Annotated in this window: 15 protein-coding genes; 13 read left to right on the top strand and 2 right to left on the bottom strand. The window is 64.1% G+C overall.

Features of this window, described 5'->3' with window-relative positions; translation table 11 throughout:
• Nucleotides 1-39 precede the first annotated feature (39 nt).
• From DEM27_RS20520 to murB, 8 genes are read left to right on the top strand one after another with little or no spacing between them, the layout of a single operon-like run.
• Entirely contained in the window at nt 40-1509 is a 1470-nt protein-coding gene (locus DEM27_RS20520; protein WP_109460117.1) for a UDP-N-acetylmuramoyl-L-alanyl-D-glutamate--2,6-diaminopimelate ligase, read from the top strand.
• The gene (locus tag DEM27_RS20515) at nt 1506-2942 is read left to right on the top strand and encodes a UDP-N-acetylmuramoylalanyl-D-glutamyl-2,6-diaminopimelate--D-alanyl-D-alanine ligase (RefSeq protein ID WP_109460116.1); all 1437 of its coding nucleotides are present in this window, start codon (nt 1506-1508) and stop codon (nt 2940-2942) included. The genes DEM27_RS20520 and DEM27_RS20515 overlap by 4 nt, the downstream gene beginning before the upstream one ends.
• A 22-nt stretch (nt 2943-2964) precedes the next feature.
• On the top strand, nt 2965-4065 hold the full coding sequence (gene mraY, locus DEM27_RS20510) for a phospho-N-acetylmuramoyl-pentapeptide-transferase (protein WP_109460115.1): 1101 nt from the start codon (nt 2965-2967) through the stop codon (nt 4063-4065).
• Between the two features lie 4 nt (nt 4066-4069).
• The gene (gene murD, locus DEM27_RS20505; protein WP_109460114.1) at nt 4070-5482 is read left to right on the top strand and encodes a UDP-N-acetylmuramoyl-L-alanine--D-glutamate ligase; all 1413 of its coding nucleotides are present in this window, start codon (nt 4070-4072) and stop codon (nt 5480-5482) included.
• A 1-nt stretch (nt 5483) separates the two neighbouring features.
• Entirely contained in the window at nt 5484-6638 is a 1155-nt protein-coding gene (gene ftsW / locus DEM27_RS20500; RefSeq protein WP_109460113.1) for a putative lipid II flippase FtsW, read from the top strand.
• Nucleotides 6639-6665: 27 nt separating this feature from the next.
• Nucleotides 6666-7790, top strand: coding sequence for an undecaprenyldiphospho-muramoylpentapeptide beta-N-acetylglucosaminyltransferase (murG, locus tag DEM27_RS20495; protein ID WP_109460112.1), 1125 nt, complete (start codon nt 6666-6668; stop codon nt 7788-7790).
• Complete coding sequence (gene murC, locus DEM27_RS20490; protein WP_109460111.1) at nt 7787-9199, top strand: UDP-N-acetylmuramate--L-alanine ligase; 1413 nt, start codon at nt 7787-7789, stop codon at nt 9197-9199. Before murG ends, murC begins: the two co-directional genes overlap by 4 nt.
• Nucleotides 9196-10170 carry a UDP-N-acetylmuramate dehydrogenase gene (gene murB, locus DEM27_RS20485; RefSeq protein ID WP_109460110.1) on the top strand — a complete coding sequence of 325 codons (975 nt, stop codon included), beginning with the start codon at nt 9196-9198 and terminating at the stop codon, nt 10168-10170. The genes murC and murB overlap by 4 nt, the downstream gene beginning before the upstream one ends.
• Here the strand turns inward: murB and DEM27_RS20480 are convergent, their stop codons facing one another.
• Nucleotides 10171-11280, bottom strand: a complete 1110-nt coding sequence (locus DEM27_RS20480) for a metallophosphoesterase (protein WP_109460109.1) — start codon at nt 11278-11280, stop codon at nt 10171-10173. It lies immediately after the preceding gene.
• Between the two features lie 144 nt (nt 11281-11424).
• Nucleotides 11425-12729 carry an MFS transporter gene (locus DEM27_RS20475; protein ID WP_109460108.1) on the bottom strand — a complete coding sequence of 435 codons (1305 nt, stop codon included), beginning with the start codon at nt 12727-12729 and terminating at the stop codon, nt 11425-11427.
• A gap of 505 nt (nt 12730-13234) precedes the next feature.
• Between DEM27_RS20475 and DEM27_RS20470 the strand changes: the two genes are divergently transcribed.
• From DEM27_RS20470 to lpxC, 5 genes are all read left to right on the top strand, one after another.
• The gene (locus DEM27_RS20470) at nt 13235-14161 is read left to right on the top strand and encodes a D-alanine--D-alanine ligase (protein ID WP_109460107.1); all 927 of its coding nucleotides are present in this window, start codon (nt 13235-13237) and stop codon (nt 14159-14161) included.
• Nucleotides 14149-15090, top strand: a complete 942-nt coding sequence (locus tag DEM27_RS20465) for a cell division protein FtsQ/DivIB (protein ID WP_165823510.1) — start codon at nt 14149-14151, stop codon at nt 15088-15090. The genes DEM27_RS20470 and DEM27_RS20465 overlap by 13 nt, the downstream gene beginning before the upstream one ends.
• On the top strand, nt 15087-16418 hold the full coding sequence (gene ftsA, locus DEM27_RS20460) for a cell division protein FtsA (protein ID WP_109460105.1): 1332 nt from the start codon (nt 15087-15089) through the stop codon (nt 16416-16418). Before DEM27_RS20465 ends, ftsA begins: the two co-directional genes overlap by 4 nt.
• Nucleotides 16419-16521: 103 nt before the next feature.
• Nucleotides 16522-18303: a cell division protein FtsZ gene (gene ftsZ, locus DEM27_RS20455; protein ID WP_109460104.1), complete on the top strand. Its 1782-nt coding sequence runs from the start codon at nt 16522-16524 to the stop codon at nt 18301-18303.
• 264 nt (nt 18304-18567) lie between these two features.
• Entirely contained in the window at nt 18568-19524 is a 957-nt protein-coding gene (lpxC, locus tag DEM27_RS20450; protein ID WP_109460103.1) for a UDP-3-O-acyl-N-acetylglucosamine deacetylase, read from the top strand.
• Nucleotides 19525-19731 lie beyond the last annotated feature (207 nt).

The raw sequence follows: 19731 nt of genomic DNA, 5'->3' as shown, positions 1-19731 counted from the left end.
CGTGGGGTGCGCGACGCAAGGGACAGAAAAGCATATCCGATGAAACTGCGCGAACTGGCCGGAACCGACTTTCCGGAACTCTCAACTGAACTCGAAGGCAAGGCCGGTGACATCGCCGTGGCGGATATCTCCGCCGACAGCCGCGCGATGAAACCCGGCAGCCTTTTCGTGGCGCTCGCCGGCAGCAAGGCGAACGGCGCCCGCTTCATCGGCGACGCGATTGCCCGCGGTGCAGCGGCGGTGATTGCCGGGCCGGGGCAAGGTGATGGCGAGTCCGCCGTGCCGGTCCTGTCTGTTTCCGAGCCGCGGCGCTTCCTGGCGCTGGCCGCCGCCCGCTTTTTTGGCGCGCAGCCGCAGACCATGGTGGCGGTGACCGGTACGGCCGGCAAGACCTCCGTCGTTTCCTTCACGCGGCAGATCTGGGCCGGTGCCGGCCGGGCTGCTGCCCAGATCGGCACCACCGGTGTCATCGCCCCGGGGCGCGACGATTACGGCTCGCTGACGACGCCCGATCCGGTTTCCCTCCACCGTCTGCTGGCCGAACTCGCCGGTGCCGGCGTGACACATGCGGCGATGGAAGCATCCAGCCACGGCCTCGACCAGAGCCGGCTGGACGGCGTGCGCCTGTCGGCTGCCGCCTTCACCAATCTCGGCCGCGACCACATGGATTACCATCCGACCATGGAAAACTACATGGCGGCGAAGATGCGGCTGTTCGATACGCTGTTGCCGAAGGGCTCGCCGGCGGTGATCTTCGCCGACGATCCGTGGTCGGCGGAAGCCATTCGTGTCGCTACGGCTGCCGGTCATGACGTGCGCACCGTCGGCCGCCAGGGCCGTTTCCTCAGCCTGAAGCGCGTCGAGCATTTCCGCCACAAGCAGGTCGCCGAGGTGCATCACGGCGACGAGATCTTCGAAGTGCACATCCCGCTTGCCGGCGATTTCCAGATCGCCAACGCGCTGGTCGCCGCCGGGCTGGCGATCTCGACCGGCGTTGCGCCGGCCGAAGCCATGGCCGCACTCGGCAAGCTCAAGGGCGCCTCCGGGCGGCTGGAACTGGTCGGCCATGCCGGCAACGGCGCTTTGGCCTATGTCGATTACGCCCACAAGCCGGATGCTTTGCAGAACGTGCTCGCTTCGGTGCGGCCTTTCACCACCGGCCGCGTCGTCGTGGTGTTCGGCTGCGGCGGCGATCGCGACAAAGGCAAGCGGCCGATCATGGGCGAGATCGCCTGCCGGCTTGCCGACGTGGTGATCGTCACCGACGACAATCCACGCTCGGAAGAGCCGGCGACCATCCGCTCGGAGATCATGGCGGCAGCCCCCTGCGCCACCGAGATCGGCGACCGCGCCGAGGCGATCCGCCATGCCGTCGGCCTGCTGGAGGCCGGCGACACGCTGATCGTTGCCGGCAAGGGGCATGAGGAGGGACAGACGGTGGGCGCCGTGACGCTGCCGTTCTCCGATCATGCGGAAGTGAGAAAGGCTTTGGAGGAGCGCAGGCATTGACGTGGCTTTGGACAACCGACGAAATGATTTCTGCCATGGTGGGGCGGCCGATCGGCACCCTGCCGGAGGGCGTGACCGGCATTTCGATCGACAGCCGCAGCATTTCCGAGGGAGAGGCCTTCTTTGCCATCAAGGGCGACCGGGTCGACGGCCATAATTATGCCAGCATCGCCATGGCGAACGGCGCCTCGCTTCTGGTGATCAGCGAAGCCAAGCTTCCGGCTTTGGGCCGGCTGACGGTGCCGATGATCGTCGTCGACGACGTGCTGGCCGCACTTGGCCGGCTGGGTGCCGCAGCAAGGGCGCGGACTCCGGCGAAGATCGTCGCGGTGACCGGCTCCGTCGGCAAGACGACGACCAAGGAAATGCTCCGCCACGTGCTGGAGCCGTCCGGCAAGGTGCATGCGGCGGTCGCCTCCTTCAACAATCACTGGGGCGTGCCGCTGACGCTGGCCCGCATGCCGGCCGATACCGCCTTCGGCGTCTTCGAGATCGGCATGAACCATCCAGACGAGATCCGGCCGCTGGTCAAGCTGGTGCGTCCGGATGTGGCGATCATCACCACCATCGCCGCCGCCCATCTCGGTAATTTCCGTGACCTGCGCGAGATCGCCGCTGCCAAGGCGGAAATCTTCGAGGGCGTCGAGCCGGGCGGCGCGGTCGTTCTCAACCGCGACAACGAGCAGTACGACTTCCTGGAGAAAACGGCGCAGAATTGCGGCATCGAGCACATCTATTCCTTCGGCCAGCATGCCAAGGCAGATTTCCGGCTGGCGGATTTCGACGGTTCGGCGGAAGGCTCGATCGTCTGGGCGACCCTCGGCGGCGAGACCACCGAGATCCTGATCGGCGCGCCCGGCCGGCACATCGCCGAAAACGCCATGGCCGCACTCGGCACGGCGATGCTTGTCGGCGCCGATCTTGCCGAGGCGGTCGCCGCGCTGGAGGACCTGAAGGCGGTCAAGGGGCGCGGCCAGCGCCACCGCCGCGCCATCGGGCACGACAGTTTCTTCACGCTGATCGACGAAAGCTACAATGCCAACCCGGCCTCGATGCGCGCCGCTTTGGCGCTGCTTGCCTCGGCCCAGCCGGAAGGCGAGGGGCGGCGGGTGGCCATTCTCGGCGACATGCTGGAAATGGGCGAATTCGCGGCGCAGGTGCATGCCGAGCTGGCCTCGCCGTTGCTCGCAAGCGGCATCGAGCATGTCTGGCTTTCCGGACCCGAGATGGCGCATCTGCGCGACGCCTTGCCCTCCAGTATCCATGTCGAATATCGCGCCGCGACTGAAGACATGGTGAAATTTGCCGCCGCGTCGGTGATGCCGGGCGATGTGCTGATGATAAAATCCTCGCTCGGCATCGGTTTCGGCAAGATCGTCGCGGCGCTGCTTGACAAATATCCTGCGTTTTCCGACACGGAGCGCCAATCTTGATTGGGCTTGAGAAAGGGCTCCTATGCTAATCTGGCTTGTGGAACTGGCGGACCACTTTCAACTCTTCAACCTATTTCGATACATTACTTTCCGCACCGGAGCAGCCCTCTTCACCTCGGCCGCGATCGTCTTCCTGTTCGGGCCGCGCATGATCACGTCGTTGCGCATCCGCCAGGGCAAAGGCCAGCCGATCCGTGCGGACGGACCGCAGACGCATTTCAAGAAGGCCGGAACGCCGACCATGGGCGGGCTGATGATCCTTGCGGGCATCGTCGTCTCGTCGCTTTTGTGGGCGGACCTCTCCAACGTCTACGTGGTGGCGACGCTGCTGGTGACGCTGGGTTTCGGTGCCATCGGCTTTTACGACGACTACCTCAAGGTCACGAAGCAGACCGACAAGGGGTTTTCCGGCAAGGCGCGGCTCGCCATCGAATTCGTCATTGCCGGCATCGCCGTCTATTTCATGATGCACACGGCGCTGTCCAACCCGGCGCATGGCGGCGGTTTCGGCTCCTCCGTTGCCTTTCCTTTCTTCAAGGATTTCCTGATCGACCTCGGCATCTTCTTCGTGCTGTTCGGCGGTTTTGTCATCGTCGCCGCCGGCAATGCGGTGAACCTGACCGATGGCCTCGACGGTCTCGCCATCGTGCCGGTCATGATCGCCTCGGCCTCCTTCGGCGTCATCGCCTATCTCGCGGGCAACGCGGTCTTTGCCGGCTACCTGCAGATCAACTTCGTGCCCGGCACCGGTGAGCTTGCCGTCATCCTCGGCGCGGTGATCGGCGCCGGCCTCGGCTTTCTCTGGTTCAACGCGCCGCCGGCCGCCATCTTCATGGGCGACACCGGCTCGCTGGCTCTGGGCGGCCTGATCGGTTCGGTTGCCGTCGCCACCAAGCACGAAATCGTCATGGTCATCATCGGCGGCCTGTTCGTCATGGAAACGCTGTCGGTGATCATCCAGGTCGGCTTCTTCAAGATGACCGGCAGGCGCGTCTTCCTCATGGCGCCGATCCACCACCATTTCGAAAAGAAGGGCTGGACGGAAAGCCAGGTGGTCATCCGCTTCTGGATCATCGCCGTCGTGCTCGCCATGGTCGGCCTGTCGACGCTGAAGCTGCGGTGAGCCGATGATCGCGGTCACGACATTCAAGGGCAAGGCGGTCGCGCTGTTCGGCCTCGGCGGCTCGGGGCTGGCGACGGCGCGGGCGCTGGTGGCCGGCGGTGTCGCCGTCACCGCCTGGGACGACAATCCCGACAGCGTCGCCAAGGCGTCCGCCGAGGGTATTCCGACCGCCGACTTGCGCTCGATCGACTGGAGCGGCCTATCCGCCTTCGTGCTGTCGCCGGGTGTGCCGCTGACCCATCCGAAGCCGCACTGGACGGTGGATCTGGCGAAAGCCGCCGGCGTCGAAGTGATCGGCGACGTCGAGCTTTTCGTCCGCGAGCGCCGGGCGCATGCGCCCGATTGCCCGTTCATCGCCATTACCGGCACCAACGGCAAATCGACGACGACGGCGCTGATCGCCCATATCCTGAAGTCGAGCGGCCGCGATACGCAACTCGGCGGCAATATCGGCACGGCGATCCTGACGCTGGAGCCGCCGAAGGCGGAACGTTATTTCGTCATCGAGTGCTCGTCCTACCAGATCGATCTCGCACCCACCCTCAACCCGTCCGCCGGCATCCTGCTCAACCTGACGCCCGACCATCTCGACCGTCATGGCACCATGCAGCATTATGCCGACGTCAAGGAACGGCTGGTCGCCGGCAGCAAGGTTGCCGTCGTCGGTGTGGACGACAGTTTTTCGGCCCTGATCGCCGATCGGGTCGAGCGGGCCGGCACCAAGGTCATCCGTATTTCGCGCCGGCAGGTGCTGGCCGACGGGCTTTATGCTGAAGGCAGCCGCATCATCCGTGCCGAGACGGGCGCGACGTCCGAGATCGCCGACCTCACCGACATCCAGACGCTGCGCGGCAGCCACAACACCCAGAATGCGGCGGCGGCGATTGCCGCCTGCCTGGCGGTCGGCGTGTCGCCGGAGCAGATCCGGGCCGGGCTCAAATCCTTCCCCGGCCTCAAGCACCGCATGCAGCCGGTCGGCCGCCGTGGCAGTGTCGTGTTCGTCAACGACAGCAAGGCGACCAATGCCGATGCCGCAGCCCCGGCGCTTTCGAGCTACGATCGCATCTACTGGATCGCCGGCGGCCTGCCGAAGACCGGCGGCATCACGACGCTGACCTCGTATTTCCCGCGGATCGTCAAGGCGTACCTGATCGGCGAGGCGGCAGCGGAGTTTGCTGCGACTCTCGGCCAGGCCGTGCCTTACGAGATTTCCGGAACGCTGGAGCAGGCGGTCGCCCATGCGGCCGCCGATTCGGCGCTGGATCAGGGTGGGCCTTCCGCCGTTATGTTATCCCCGGCTTGCGCAAGCTTCGACCAATATAAGAATTTCGAGATAAGAGGTGATGCCTTCGTCGGCCATGTCCGGTCGTTGCAGGGCGTGGCCATGCTGATCGATACCGAAAGCGGAGAGAAGTGACATGGTGAGCCGTGCCGAACGAGGCCCTGTGGCGGATTGGTTCTGGACGATCGACCGGTTTTTCCTGGCGACGTTCATCCTGTTGATGGGGATCGGCTTCATGCTGTCCTTCGCTGCCTCGCCGCCGGTCGCCGAACGCCTCGGCCTCGACAGCTTCCACTTCGTCAAGCGCCACGCCGCATTCCTGCTGCCGTCGCTGGCGGTGATGATCGGTATTTCCTTCATGTCGCCACGGCAGGTGCGACGCACCGCGATCGTGCTTCTGGTCGTGGCCTTGGGCCTGATGCTGGTGGCGCTGTTCTTCGGCGTCGAGGTCAAGGGATCGCGGCGCTGGGTGACGCTCGCCGGCATCTCCATCCAGCCGTCGGAATTCATGAAGCCGGCCTTCGTCGTCGTCTGCGCCTGGCTGTTTGCCGAACATGCCCGCCAGCCGGAAATTCCGGGCAATTTCTTCGCCATCATCCTGTTCGGCATGGTCGGCTCGCTCTTGGTGGCGCAGCCCGACCTCGGCCAGACGATCCTGACCACCGCCGTCTGGGGCGGCATGTTCTTCATGGCCGGCATGCCCTGGCTGTGGATCGTGCTGCTCGGCGGCTTCGGCGTCGCCGGTTTCGTGTCCGCCTATTACATGCTGCCGCACGTCGCCGGCCGTATCGACCGCTTCCTCACCGGCGAAGGCGATACGTTCCAGGTCGATACCGCCCGCCAGGCGATCATCCGCGGCGACTGGCTGGGTCAGGGACCGGGCGAAGGCATCGTCAAGCGCATTATCCCCGACAGCCATACCGACTTCATCTTCTCTGTCGCGGCCGAAGAATTCGGCATCCTGTTCTGCATGGCGCTGGTCATCATCTTTTCCTTCGTGGTGCTGAGGGGGTTGAGTCACGCGTTCAAGGAGCGTAACGACTTCAACCGGTTCGCCGTTGCCGGCCTCGTGCTGCAGATCGGCCTGCAGTCGATGATCAACATCGGCGTCAATCTCGAGCTGCTGCCGGCCAAGGGCATGACCCTGCCGCTGATCTCCTACGGCGGTTCGTCGATGGTGGCGATCAGTGTCACGGCGGGGTTCATCCTGGCCTTGACACGACACCGACCGGAAAAGCGGGCGCAGGAGCGCAGCCTCTTCCGGGTGCATCAGGGCGTGCCGGCAGAGTAACCGAATGGCCGGACGCGGAGAGCGCATATGACCAAGGGTATCATTCTTCTCGCCGCCGGTGGTACCGGCGGCCATGTTTTTCCGGCGGAGGCCCTGGCGCATACGCTGAAGGAGCGCGGCTACGCCATCCATCTGGTGACCGACAGCCGTGCCGAACGTTTTGCCGGTAAATTTCCGGCGGACGAAATCCACGTCGTTCCCTCCGCCACCATCGGCTCGAAGAACCCGGTGGCGCTTGCCCGCTCGCTCTGGACGCTGTGGCGCGGCCTGCGCGCCGCCCGCCGGCTGATTTCCAGGCTGAAGCCGTTGGTCGTCGTCGGTTTCGGCGGTTATCCGACATTGCCGCCGCTGATCGCCGCGACCGGCATGGGCGTGCCCTCGATGATCCACGAGCAGAACGCCGTCATGGGCCGTGCCAACAAGGCGCTGGCCAACCGCGTGCAGGCGATCGCCGGCGGTTTCCTGCCGGAGGGCGAAGGCGTTTATGCCGCCAAGACGGTGGCAACCGGCAATCCGGTGCGGCCGGCCGTTCTCGCCGCCGCCGCCATGCCCTACCATCCCTCGGCTGCGGGAGAGACCTTTCGCCTCGTCGTCTTCGGCGGCAGCCAGGGCGCGCAATTCTTCTCCTCGGCCATCCCGACCGCGATCAGCCTGCTCGACGACCCCTATCGCCAGCGCCTTGCGGTGACGCAGCAGTCGCGGCCGGAAGACCGCGACAAGGTGGCCGGCAGCTATGAAAAACTCGGCGTGCCGGCCGAGACCTCGCCGTTCTTCACCGACATGGCGGAACGCTTAGCCGCGGCGCACCTGATCATCTGCCGCTCGGGCGCCTCGACCGTCTCGGAATTGTCCGTCATCGGCCGGCCGGCGATCCTGGTGCCTTATCCGTATGCGCTCGACCACGACCAGGCGGCCAATGCCGCCTCGCTTGCCGCCGCTGGCGGCGCCAAGGTCATTGCCCAGGCGGAGCTCTCGCCGGAGCGGCTGGCGGCGATCTTCAAGGCATGCATGGACGATCCGGACAAGCTCGTCCGCATGGCGACGGCCGCCAAAAAGGCCGGCAAGCCGGACGCGGCTGCAAAACTCGCCGACATGGTCGAGGCCATCGCCGGCAAACAACCGATTTCACAATTCAAAGGAGCGCATGCATGAAAATGCCGCAGGCCATCGGCCTCGTCCACTTCATCGGGATCGGCGGGATCGGCATGAGCGGCATCGCCGAGGTGCTGCACAATCTTGGCCATCGCGTCCAGGGGTCCGACCAGTCCGACAGCGCCAACGTGCAGCGCCTGCGCGCCAAGGGCATCGAGGTTTTCGTCGGTCATAAGGCGGAAAATCTCGGTGACGCCGAAGTGGTCGTCGTCTCCACGGCCATCCGCAAGAACAACCCGGAACTCGTCGCTGCCCGTGAAAAGCTGCTGCCGGTGGTACGCCGCGCCGAGATGTTGGCCGAACTGATGCGTTTCCGCAATGCCATCGCCATCGGTGGCACCCACGGCAAGACGACCACGACCTCCATGGTCGCGACGCTGCTCGAGGCCGGCAATCTCGACCCGACCGTCATCAACGGCGGTATCATCAATGCCTACGGCACCAATGCCCGCATGGGCGAGGGCGAATGGATGGTGGTCGAGGCCGACGAATCGGACGGCACTTTCCTGAAGCTGCCGGCCGACGTCGCCGTCGTCACCAACATCGACCCCGAACACCTCGATCATTACGGCAATTTCGACGCCGTGCGCGCCGCCTTCCGGCAGTTCGTCGAGAACGTGCCCTTCTACGGTTTCGGCGTCATGTGCCTCGACCATCCGGAGGTGCAGGCCCTCGTCAGCCAGATCGAGGACCGGAAAGTGATCACCTACGGCGAGAACCCGCAGGCCGATGCCCGCTTCACCAATGTGCGGATGCAGGGCACGAAGTCGATCTTCGACGTGGAAATCCGCCGCCGCCGCACCGGCAAGGTTTTTGCCATGAAGGACCTGGTGCTGCCGATGCCGGGCCGGCACAACGTCTCGAACGCCACGGCGGCGATTGCCGTCGCCAACCGGCTGGGCATTTCCGACGAGGATATCCGCAAGGGGCTGGCGTCCTTCGGCGGCGTCAAGCGGCGCTTCACCTTTACCGGCGAATGGAACGGCGTGCAGGTGTTCGACGACTACGGCCATCATCCCGTCGAAATCAAGGCCGTGCTGCGGGCGGCGCGTGAAGCCGGCCCCGGCCGAATCATCGCCGTCCACCAGCCGCATCGCTACAGCCGGCTTGCCAGCCTGCTGCCGGATTTTGCCGCCTGCTTCAACGATGCCGACTGCATCCTGATCGCCCCGGTCTATTCGGCCGGGGAAGATCCGATTGAAGGCGCCGATTCGGAAACGCTGGTCTCGCGCATCAAATCCGCCGGACATCGTGATGCCCGTTACCTTGCTTCACCGGATCAACTGGCATCAATCATAGCAGGCATTGCACAGCCGGGTGATTTCGTGGTTTTGTTGGGGGCTGGAAACATAACGCAATGGGCAGCGTCGCTGCCGAAGGAATTGGAAGGCGTTTCAGGGAAGTCATGAAACAGGTGAATGGGGAAAAGCTTCTGGCGTCGCTCGGGGACGGCGTCAATCAGTTGCGTGGCCGTCTGACGCCGGATGCGCCGATGGATCGTGTGACCTGGTTCCAGGCCGGCGGACTGGCGGAGCTGATGTTCCAGCCGCATGACGTCGACGATCTCATCACCTTCCTGAAATTCCTGCCCGCGGACGTGCCGCTGACGGTCGTCGGCGTCGGCTCGAACCTTCTCGTGCGTGACGGCGGCATTCCGGGTGTGGTGCTCCGCCTGTCCGCCAAGGGTTTCGGACAGGTCGAACTCGCCGGTGAAAGCCGCATCCGCGCCGGCGCCATCTGCCCGGACAAGAACGTCGCGGCGATGGCCGCCGACAACGGCATCGGCGGCCTGCATTTCTATTACGGCATTCCCGGCAGCATCGGCGGCGCGCTGCGCATGAATGCCGGCGCCAACGGCGTCGAGACGGCAATGCGGGTGGTGGAAATCCACGCGGTCGATCGCAAGGGCGAAAAGCACGTCCTCAGCAATGCCGAGATGGGCTACAGCTATCGCCATTCGCAAGCCGCCGCCGACCTGATCTTCACCCATGCCGTGTTCGAGGGTTATCCCGAAGACCGGGCAAAAATCCGCGCCGAAATGGATGCCGTGCGCAGCCACCGCGAGACGGTGCAGCCGATCAAGGAAAAGACCGGCGGCTCCACCTTCAAGAACCCGGAGGGCCATTCGGCCTGGAAGCTGATCGACGATGCCGGTTGCCGCGGCCTGATGATCGGCGGGGCGCAGATGTCGTCGCTGCATTGCAACTTCATGATCAATGTCGGCCATGCGACCGGCTACGATCTGGAATATCTCGGCGAGACGGTGCGCGGACGGGTGTTCGAAACCTCCGGCATCAAGCTGGAATGGGAGATCAGGCGGCTGGGCACGTTCATGCCGGGCCGTGAGGTCGAGCCTTTCCTGGATGCGACGACGGAGTAATCAGCGCGTCATCAACGGTTTGCTGTGGGCGGCGAGGAAACGGACGCCGCCCTTGTCGTCCGACGCTTCGCCGAGTGCGATGTCCATCGCCGTACCGCTGATGCGCACCAGGCCGAAGCCGCCCATGTAGGCGGCTTTCGGCTTGACGATGTCGAAGCCGGCGGATTGGTAGATCATCGGCGTGTCGTGTTCGTGGCCGTGGAAGATCGCGGCGATGTTGTAACCCTTGAGCGTATCGACGAAAGCCTGCCGGTCGGCATCCGACCACCAGTGCGGCGGGCCGCTGCCCTCGGGATCGAAGGTCTTCTTTTCCGGGTCCCAGCGTTCCAGCGAAAAATGGTCCCAGCCGTAGTGCTGGAAGATCACCACGGGCCGGCCATCGGCGGCATAAGTTGCCAGGTCGCTCTTCAGCCAGGCAAGCCCGCTTGCCGCACCCTTGCCAGTATCGCCGGCAAAACGTTGCGCCTGGATGAGGTGCAGCCCGTCCCAGTTCCAGGAATAATTGTCGGACGCCTCGTCGTAATTGTCGGCGGGGAAGGGTGCCTTGAAGAAGACGCTGGGCTTGTGGTTGAAGCGGACATAGTCGCGCAGCTCGTCGCGGTACCAGTCCACCTGCGGCGGCCGGCCGTCCTGGTCGAGATCGTGGTTCCCGAGCCCGACATAGACGGGGTAATGCACGCAGTCCGGTCCGTGGCCCTGCTGGTAGCGGTGCGAGAATTGCAGGAGTTGCGAGCCTTCGCCGGGCTCCGCCGTCTGGCCGCCGCCGTCGTCGGTGATGTCGCCGCAGACGACGATGCCGTGCGGATGTTGGATCGGCTTGCCGGCGCTTGCGAGGCCGGTCGCCTTGCCGTCGATCTCCTCCGGCCAGCGTTTTCCGGTGATGGCGTTGAGCGCGGCGATGTGGCGCAGCAGGTTGGCGTCGGTCTTGCCCTCGGCGGCGCAATTCGGGCTGAGGCCGCTGCCCATGCGGCAGGCATGGATGTCGTTGATGACGAGAAAAGTCACGTCGGTCTGCGGCATGGTGGCGGCTGCGGGGCGAATCGCCGGTGGCGCCGACAGCCAGAGGCCGGCTCCCATTCCCTGCAGCAAAAGCGAACGTCGCGTGACCATGTCCGTCCTCCGGTTCCCGTTGGGGCAGTATAGGGTCGTGGTGCCGGGCGGAGAAGTGGCCGCCGGCAACTCCTGCCCGTCATCCTGACAAAAAGAAAGGGCCGCGCGGTGTTTCGCGCGGCCCTCCGGAACGAGACGTGTCGATCAGATCTCTTCGTGACCCGACAATACGATGCACAGCAGCGATATGGCAGCGGCTGCGGCGAGATAATAGCCGACATAGGTCAGGCTGTAGCTCGTCGCCAGCGACGTCGCGATGAACGGCGCCAGCGATGCGCCGAAGATGCTGGCGAGGTTGAAGGTCATCGAGGCGCCGGTGTAGCGCACGCCGGTCGGGAAGGGAGCGGCAAGGGCTGCGCCGATCGGACCGTAGGTGAAGCCCATCAGCGCCAGGCCGATGATCGAGCAGGCGAAGGCGCCGACGATGCCGCCTTCCAGCAGCGTCGAGTAGAACAGGCCGAAGACGGCGATGCCGATGGTCGTCAGGATCAGCACCCGGCGGCGCGAGAAGCGGTCCGACAGCAGGCCGGCGATCGGAATCGTCAGGCCGAAGAAGACGACGCCGACGAGCTGCACCACCAGGAACTGTTCCCGCGAATAACCGAGCTTCGTCGTGCCCCAGGACAGGGTGAACACGGTCATCAGGTAGAAAAGCACGAAGGTGGCGACGGCGACGAAGGTGCCGAGAACCAGGCTGCGCTTGTGCGACCTGAGGATCTCCGTGATCGGCACGGCGACCCGTTCCTGCTTGTCCAGCGCTTTCTGGAATTCCGGCGTCTCGGTGATGTTGAGGCGGACGTAGAGGCCGACGGCCACCAGCGCCAGGCTGGCGACGAAGGGGATGCGCCATCCGTAGCTCATAAAGGTGTCCTTGGTCATCGTCTCCGAGAGGATGAGGAAGAAGCCGGCAGACAGGATGAAGCCGATCGGTGCGCCGAGCTGCGGGAACATGGCGTACCAGCTGCGTTTCTCCGGCGGTGCGTTTTCGGTGGCGAGCAGCACGGCGCCGCCCCATTCGCCGCCGAGGCCGAGACCCTGGCCGAAGCGGCACAAGGCGAGCAGCAGCGGCGCGAGCACGCCGACGGACTCATAACCGGGCAGCAGGCCGATCAGCACGGTGGAAAGTCCCATGGTCATCAGTGCAGCGACGAGCGTCGCCTTGCGGCCGATGCGGTCGCCGAAATGCCCGAAGATCAGGGCGCCGACGGGACGGGCGAAAAAAGCGATCGAGAAGGTGGCGAAGGATTGCAGCATCGCCGAGGTGGGATCGCTGGCGGGGAAGAAGAGGTGCGGGAACACCAGAACCGCCGCGGTGGCATAGACATAGAAATCGAAGAATTCGATCGTTGTGCCGACCAGGCTGGCTATCAGAACTCGTGCAGGCGAATTTGTCTTTACATCGTTCGGGGAGTCAGCGGCCGGCGATATGCGGGATATCGCGTCAGACATTGTTTTTCCTATCGGGAATGTTTTTTCAGCCTTGGGAGGGCTATCGGTTCCTTAATTCAATTTTAGGAATTGCGAAATGGCAAAAACGCAAGAAACGCCAATTTCGCCCATACGGCTTTGGTATAAAGTTTCAACCTGTCCGGCTGCCCGATTTCGGGCTGCTTCATGGATGCTCCCGAATTCTGTCCCGAATCGGGCAGCCGAATCGCCCCGGCCTGCGGGCTCCGCGGTGACGGGCAGGGCGGCATTGCCCGTTGATCGCTTTTATCACGGCTGTGACATGCCATGTCTTGCGAATGCCGCAAGGCTCTGATTCTAAGCGCGGAATCGGCAAGGGCGATTTGATTCGCGAAAAGAAAAATTCGCCTTCCGAGCCATTTGGTTAACCAAAGTAAACACTTCATTAACCTTAATGGCGTTTTAGTAGGGCGTGGCACGAAGTTGTCGGATTCTCGGGCGAACACCCTGTGACGGGCAACAACGGTCAATTGATTTGGGGGCATGAATGAGCGGCAAGCATGTGGCTGTCCTGATGGGCGGATTTTCCTCGGAGAGGCCTGTCAGCCTGTCTTCGGGAACGGCATGCGCCGACGCGCTGGAGGCCGAAGGTTTCCGCGTCACGCGGGTCGATGTCGATCGCAATGTTGCGTCGGTGCTTGCCGACCTGCGCCCGGACGTCGTCTTCAACGCCCTGCACGGTCCCTACGGCGAGGACGGCAGCATCCAGGGCATCCTCGAATATCTCGAAATTCCCTATACGCATTCCGGCGTTCTGGCTTCCGCGCTGGCAATGGACAAGGGGCAGGCAAAGCTGGTGGCGAAGGCTGCCGGCATCCCGGTCGCCGAAGCGCGCGTCATGACCCGCTTCGAGATCGGCAACGAACATCCGATGAAGCCGCCTTACGTGGTCAAGCCGGTGCGCGAAGGCTCGTCCTTCGGCGTCGTCATCGTCCAGGAGGATCGCTCGCATCCGCCGCAGGTCCTGTCCTCATCTGAATGGCGCTATGGCGAAGCGGTGATGGTGGAGCGGTACATCCATGGCCGCGAGCTTACCTGCGGCGTCATGGGCGACACGCCGCTCGGCGTCACCGAGATCATTCCGCTCAGTCACGACTTCTACGACTACGACGCCAAATATGCCGAGGGTGGTTCGCGGCATGTCATTCCGGCGGAAATTTCACCAAATATTTACCAAACAATACAATCATTGGCCCTCAAGGCGCATCAGGCGATCGGGTGCCGCGGGGTTAGCCGCTCGGACTTCCGTTTCGATGACCGTTTCTCCAAGGATGGCGAAGTCATCTGGCTGGAAATCAACACCCAGCCGGGCATGACCCCTACGTCGCTGGTGCCCGAAATGGCCGCTCATGCCGGCCTTTCCTTTGGTGAATTTCTCCGTTGGATGGTGGAGGACGCGTCGTGTTTGCGGTGATTGGCAGGAAAGCAAGAAGGTTGCGGGGTGCACGGTTGCCGTTGCCTGCTGCGGATCCGGACGGCCGGCTGGTGCTGCCGCGGCCGTTTCGCCGCATGGCGCGCTTCCTGGTGAACCTGGCGAGCGGCCGGGTTCATATCCCGGCGCATACCGGCACGATTTCCGCCGTGGCCTTTTATGCCGCGACCGGCCTCTATGGCATGTCGGTCGGCGGCTATACCTATTCTTTCGCCCAATCGACCACGACGGCCTTCGGTTTCGCCATCGAGGACGTCAAGGTGTCGGGCAACAACGAGACGTCGGAAATCGACATCCTGCAGTTGCTGGGCCTCGACGGCACCACCTCGCTGGTCGCCCTCGACATCGGTGTCGCCCGTGAAAAGCTGGCGCATCTGCCCTGGGTCGAGACCGTCGCTGTCCGCAAGGTCTATCCGCGCACCATCGAGGTCACGCTCAAGGAGCGGGAAGCCTATGCCATATGGCAGCACGGCTCCGAACTGTCGCTGATCGAGAAGAACGGCAGCGTCATCGCGCCGCTGCGCGACAACAAGTTCACGGCGCTGCCGCTGTTCGTCGGCCAGGATGCGGAAGCCGCCGCCGTCGATTTCGAGGAGCAGTTCGCCGGCTGGCCCGACCTCAAGACGCGCGTCAAGGCTTTCGTGCGTGTCGCCGGTCGCCGCTGGGACCTGCATCTCGACAACGGCGTCGTCGTCAAGCTGCCGGAAACCGACGTGCAGCGGGCGATGCAGGAACTGACCCGTCTCGATGCCGAGCAGAACCTTTTGGAGCGCGACATCGCCGCCATCGACCTGCGCCTGCAGGACCGCACCACCATCCAGCTGACGCCGGAAGCCGCCGCCCGCCGCCAGGCCGTCGTCGAAGCGCGCGACAAGGCCGTGAAGAAAGCGGAAAGGGAGAAGCAGATATGAGCCTCTTCGGATCCTCGCATTTCGGCCTGCCACGCCTGAAGCCACTGTCCTCGAAGCGGACGCATATCGTTTCCGTGCTTGATATCGGATCGACCAAGGTCGTCTGCATGATCGGCCGGCTGACGCCGCGCGAAGAAAGCCAGATGCTGCCGAACCGCACCCACAATATCGAGGTGATCGGTATCGGCCACCAGCGCTCCCGCGGCATCAAGGCCGGCGTCATCGCCGATCTGGAAGCGGTCGAGAGCGTCGTGCGGCTGGCCGTCGATGCCGCCGAGCGCATGGCCGGCCTGACCGTCGACAGCCTGATCGTCAACGTTTCCGCCGGCCGCATCGCCAGCGACATCTATACCGCGACCATCGATCTCGGTGGCCAGGAAGTCGAATCGAACGATCTGAAGCGCGTTTTGACCGCCGCCTGCCAGCAGTCGATCCGCCAGGACCGCGCCGTGCTGCATTCGCTGCCGACCGGCTTCTCGCTCGACGGCGAGCGCGGCATCCGCGATCCGCTGTCGATGTATGGCGACGTCCTTGGCGTCGACATGCATGTGGTGACGGCCGAGCGCGCCGCGCTGAAAAACCTCGAGCTCTGCATCAACCGGGCGCATCTCTCCGTCGAGGGCATCGTGGTGACGCCTTATGCCAGCGGCCTTGCGGCGCTGGTCGAGGACGAGGTCGAGCTGGGCTGCGCCGCCATCGACATGGGCGGCGGCACCACGACGATCTCCGTCTTTGCCGAAGGCCGCCTGGTGCACACCGACGCGGTCAGCCTCGGCGGCCATCATGTGACGACCGACCTGGCGCGCGGCCTGTCGACCCGCATCGAGGATGCCGAGCGCCTGAAGGTGGTTCACGCCTCGGCGCTGCCGAATGCCGGCGACGAGCGCGACATCGTCTCGATCCCGCCGATCGGCGAGGACGATCGCGACCAGCCGACGCAGGTGCCGCGGGCGCTTGTCTCGCGCATCGTCCGGGCCCGTATCGAGGAAACACTGGAACTGATCCGCGACCGCATCCAGCGTTCGGGTTTCAGCCCGATCGTCGGCAAGCGCGTCGTTCTGACGGGCGGCGCCAGCCAGCTGACCGGTCTTTCGGAAGCGGCGAGGCGCATCCTCGCCCGCAACGTCCGCATCGGCCGGCCGATGGGCGTCTCCGGCCTGCCGACGGCGGCCAAGGGCCCGGCTTTTTCGACGGCGGTAGGTCTGATGATCTACCCGCAGGTCGCGGAAATGGAAACACATGCGGCAACGGGCGGTCTGCTCTCGTCCTTTGCCGGAAACACCAGCCGGATCGCCCGCATGGGTCAATGGCTGAAGGAAAGCTTCTGACGTCTTGCCCGGAGGGGGACACCGGCTCCGGGCAAGGTGGAAACACTAATGTAATAAATTGGCCGGCGTGGCGATTGCGGCCGAATAGAGAAGGAACGGGTAAATGACCATCAAGCTGCAAAAGCCAGACATCACCGAGCTGAAACCTCGGATCACCGTATTCGGCGTCGGTGGTGGCGGCGGCAATGCTGTCAACAACATGATCACCGCCGGCCTCCAGGGCGTCGATTTCGTCGTCGCCAACACGGACGCCCAGGCGCTGACCATGACCAAGTCGGATCGCGTCATCCAGCTCGGGGTCAATGTCACCGAAGGTCTCGGCGCCGGTTCGCAGCCGGAAGTCGGCCGCGCCGCCGCTGAAGAATGCATCGACGAGATCGTCGATCACCTGAACAGCACGCATATGTGCTTCGTCACCGCCGGCATGGGCGGCGGCACCGGCACCGGTGCTGCCCCGGTCGTCGCGCAGGCCGCCCGCAACAAGGGCATCCTCACGGTCGGCGTCGTCACCAAGCCCTTCCACTTCGAAGGCGCCCGCCGCATGCGTCTGGCCGAGCAGGGCATCCAGGAACTGCAGAAGTCGGTCGATACCCTGATCGTCATCCCGAACCAGAATCTCTTCCGCATCGCCAACGACAAGACGACCTTCGCCGACGCCTTTGCCATGGCCGACCAGGTTCTCTATTCGGGCGTCGCCTGCATCACCGACCTGATGGTGAAGGAAGGTCTCATCAACCTCGACTTCGCCGACGTCCGTTCGGTCATGCGCGAAATGGGCCGCGCGATGATGGGCACCGGTGAAGCCTCCGGTTCGGGCCGCGCCATGCAGGCCGCCGAAGCCGCGATCGCCAACCCGCTGCTCGACGAAACCTCGATGAAGGGTGCTCAGGGCCTGTTGATCTCGATCACCGGCGGCCGTGACCTTACCCTGTTCGAAGTCGACGAAGCCGCGACCCGCATCCGCGAGGAAGTCGATCCGGACGCCAACATCATCCTCGGCGCCACCTTCGACGAATCGCTCGAAGGCATCATCCGCGTCTCCGTCGTCGCCACCGGCATCGACCGTGCACTCAACCAGGCCGGCGGCGACGGCAATGTCGACTTCCGCCAGGTTTCCAAGCCGATTATCCGTCCGTCCGCGGCCGTTGCTCCGGCACCGGCCGCAGTCCAGCCTGCCGCAACGATGCAGGCCCCCAAGACCGCCGTCGATCCGATCGCGCAGACCATCCGTGCCGCCGAAGTGCAGATGGAGCGCGAGCTGGAAATCTCCATGCAGTCCACGCAGATGCAGCAGCCGGTCGCAAGCCAGCCGGTTGCCCAGGTCGAAGACGCCTTCCGTCCGCAGAGCAAGCTCTTCGCTGGTGCGGCTCCGGCCGAAACCCCGATGGTAACCCGCGCTGCCCCGGTCCAGGTCCAGCAGCCGGTCGTTCACGCGCCGGCTTCCGCTCCGATTATCAGCCAGCCGATCGCCCAGGCCCAGCCGGTCCTGCGCCAGGAGCCGATGGCCCCGATCATCCGCCCGGCCGCCGAACAGCATGTTCGCATGCCGAAGGTCGAGGACTTCCCGCCGGTCGTGAAGGCCGAAATGGACCACCGCGTCGCGCCGGCCCAGTCGACGGAAGAGCGCGGCCCGATGGGCCTGTTGAAGCGAATCACCAATTCGCTCGGCCGTCGCGAGGAAGAGGACCAGGTAACGGCCGACATGACGGCGTCCGCGCCGAGTGCTGCCTCGCAGCAGCGCCGCCCGCTGTCGCCGGAAGCAAGCCTCTATGCGCCGCGCCGCGGCCAGCTCGACGACCATGGCCGTCCGGTTGCCCAGAGCCGTTCGCATGGCGAGGAAGACCAGCTGGAAATCCCGGCATTCCTGCGCCGCCAGTCCAACTGATCGCCGCATCGCCACACAGATTCGATGCCCGGGCCGCAAGCCCGGGCATTTGTGTTTCAACGCCTTCCTGCCGTGACGAATTTCTCTTTGTTTTCATTCGGTTGCTTTCGTTACAAATCGAAAGAAACAGTGATTTGAATGTCGCCCGTCGATCCGTATGAATGGGCCTTGAAGCGGCTGCTTTCAGCGCCGCGTTGATATTGAAGCCGGCCCGGTGATCTCGTTTGGAGTGTCCCGGAATGGCGAATGAGAAGGCGGAAATTTATGCCAATAGGATTGCTGGGGTTTCAGACCACGATTGCCGATAGTATCAGCCTGGCGGGTATCGGTGTTCATTCGGGGGCTCCGGTATCGATTACCTTCCATCCCGCCGAAGCGGATACGGGCATCGTTTTCCAGCGCATGCAGGATGACACGGTTGTCGCCGAAGTGCGGGCGGTGTCGTCGCAGGTCGGCAATACGGATCTCTGCACGGTGCTCGGCCGGATGCCGAATCACTCGATCGCGACCGTCGAACATGTCATGGCCGCACTTTACGCCATGGGCATCGACAATCTGCTGGTCGAGGTTCACGGCGCCGAGATGCCGATCATGGACGGCAGTTCCCAGGCCTTCATCGAAGCGATCGAGCAGACCGGCACGCGGGCGCTCGGCGTCAAGCGCCGCTACATCCGCGTCGTCAAGCCGGTGCGTATCGAGGCTGGCGGTTCCTGGTCGGAATTCCGCCCCTATGACGGCACCCGTTTCGAGATCGAGATCGATTTCGAAACGCCGTTGATCGGACGGCAGATGTGGAAGGGCGACCTGACCGCGCAGGTGTTCCGCGACGAGCTTTCCCGTGCCCGCACCTTCGGTTTCATGCGGGATGTCGAGCGGCTCTGGGCTGCCGGCTACGCGCTGGGCTCTTCGCTCGAAAATTCCGTCGTCATCTCCGACGACGATACGGTCATCAACATGGAAGGCCTGCGTTACCGCCATGACGAGTTTGTGCGCCACAAGGCGCTGGACGCCGTCGGCGACCTGGCGCTTGCCGGTGCGCAGTTCATCGGCTGCTACCGCTCCTACCGCGGCGGCCACAAGATGAACGCCAATGCCCTGAAGGCGTTGCTCAGCGATCCGACCGCCTATGAAGTGGTGGAAACCCGCATGCCGCGCCAGCGCGTCGGCGCGCGTGATTTCATCGCGATCAATGCGCCGGAATTTGCGCCCTGGTCCGCATAAGCATTCTTAACACTGTTTGAACGGCCGTCCCTCGGGGCGGCCTTTTGTTTTGGGGCCGCGGGATGCGCGGTTTGAGGCTCGTTTCCGATTCGCAAATCTTTTCCGGGCCTTGCGATGAGTGAAGAAATGGCGCGATGATCGATTTTGCCATAAAAATGCGTTAATGCCACATCATTGCGTTGCTCTCGGGATGCTTTTGTGGCTAGA

The sequence above is a fragment of the Rhizobium album genome, from assembly GCF_003122325.1.
GTDB classification, from domain to species: domain Bacteria; phylum Pseudomonadota; class Alphaproteobacteria; order Rhizobiales; family Rhizobiaceae; genus Metarhizobium; species Metarhizobium album.
This window is presented reverse-complemented; position numbering and strand designations above follow the sequence as displayed.

Excerpts from the sequence above, each read along its gene's own strand:
- ftsZ (WP_109460104.1), top strand. The coding sequence starts at position 16,522 with ATGACCATCAAGCTGCAAAAGCCAGACATCACCGAGCTGAAACCTCGG.
- murC (WP_109460111.1), top strand. The coding sequence starts at position 7,787 with ATGAAAATGCCGCAGGCCATCGGCCTCGTCCACTTCATCGGGATCGGC.
- murD (WP_109460114.1), top strand. The coding sequence starts at position 4,070 with ATGATCGCGGTCACGACATTCAAGGGCAAGGCGGTCGCGCTGTTCGGC.
- ftsA (WP_109460105.1), top strand. The coding sequence starts at position 15,087 with ATGAGCCTCTTCGGATCCTCGCATTTCGGCCTGCCACGCCTGAAGCCA.
- ftsW (WP_109460113.1), top strand. The coding sequence starts at position 5,484 with ATGGTGAGCCGTGCCGAACGAGGCCCTGTGGCGGATTGGTTCTGGACG.
- DEM27_RS20475 (WP_109460108.1), bottom strand. The coding sequence starts at position 12,729 with ATGTCTGACGCGATATCCCGCATATCGCCGGCCGCTGACTCCCCGAAC.
- DEM27_RS20470 (WP_109460107.1), top strand. The coding sequence starts at position 13,235 with ATGAGCGGCAAGCATGTGGCTGTCCTGATGGGCGGATTTTCCTCGGAG.
- mraY (WP_109460115.1), top strand. The coding sequence starts at position 2,965 with ATGCTAATCTGGCTTGTGGAACTGGCGGACCACTTTCAACTCTTCAAC.
- DEM27_RS20480 (WP_109460109.1), bottom strand. The coding sequence starts at position 11,280 with ATGGTCACGCGACGTTCGCTTTTGCTGCAGGGAATGGGAGCCGGCCTC.
- lpxC (WP_109460103.1), top strand. The coding sequence starts at position 18,568 with ATGCCAATAGGATTGCTGGGGTTTCAGACCACGATTGCCGATAGTATC.
- murB (WP_109460110.1), top strand. The coding sequence starts at position 9,196 with ATGAAACAGGTGAATGGGGAAAAGCTTCTGGCGTCGCTCGGGGACGGC.
- DEM27_RS20520 (WP_109460117.1), top strand. The coding sequence starts at position 40 with ATGAAACTGCGCGAACTGGCCGGAACCGACTTTCCGGAACTCTCAACT.
- murG (WP_109460112.1), top strand. The coding sequence starts at position 6,666 with ATGACCAAGGGTATCATTCTTCTCGCCGCCGGTGGTACCGGCGGCCAT.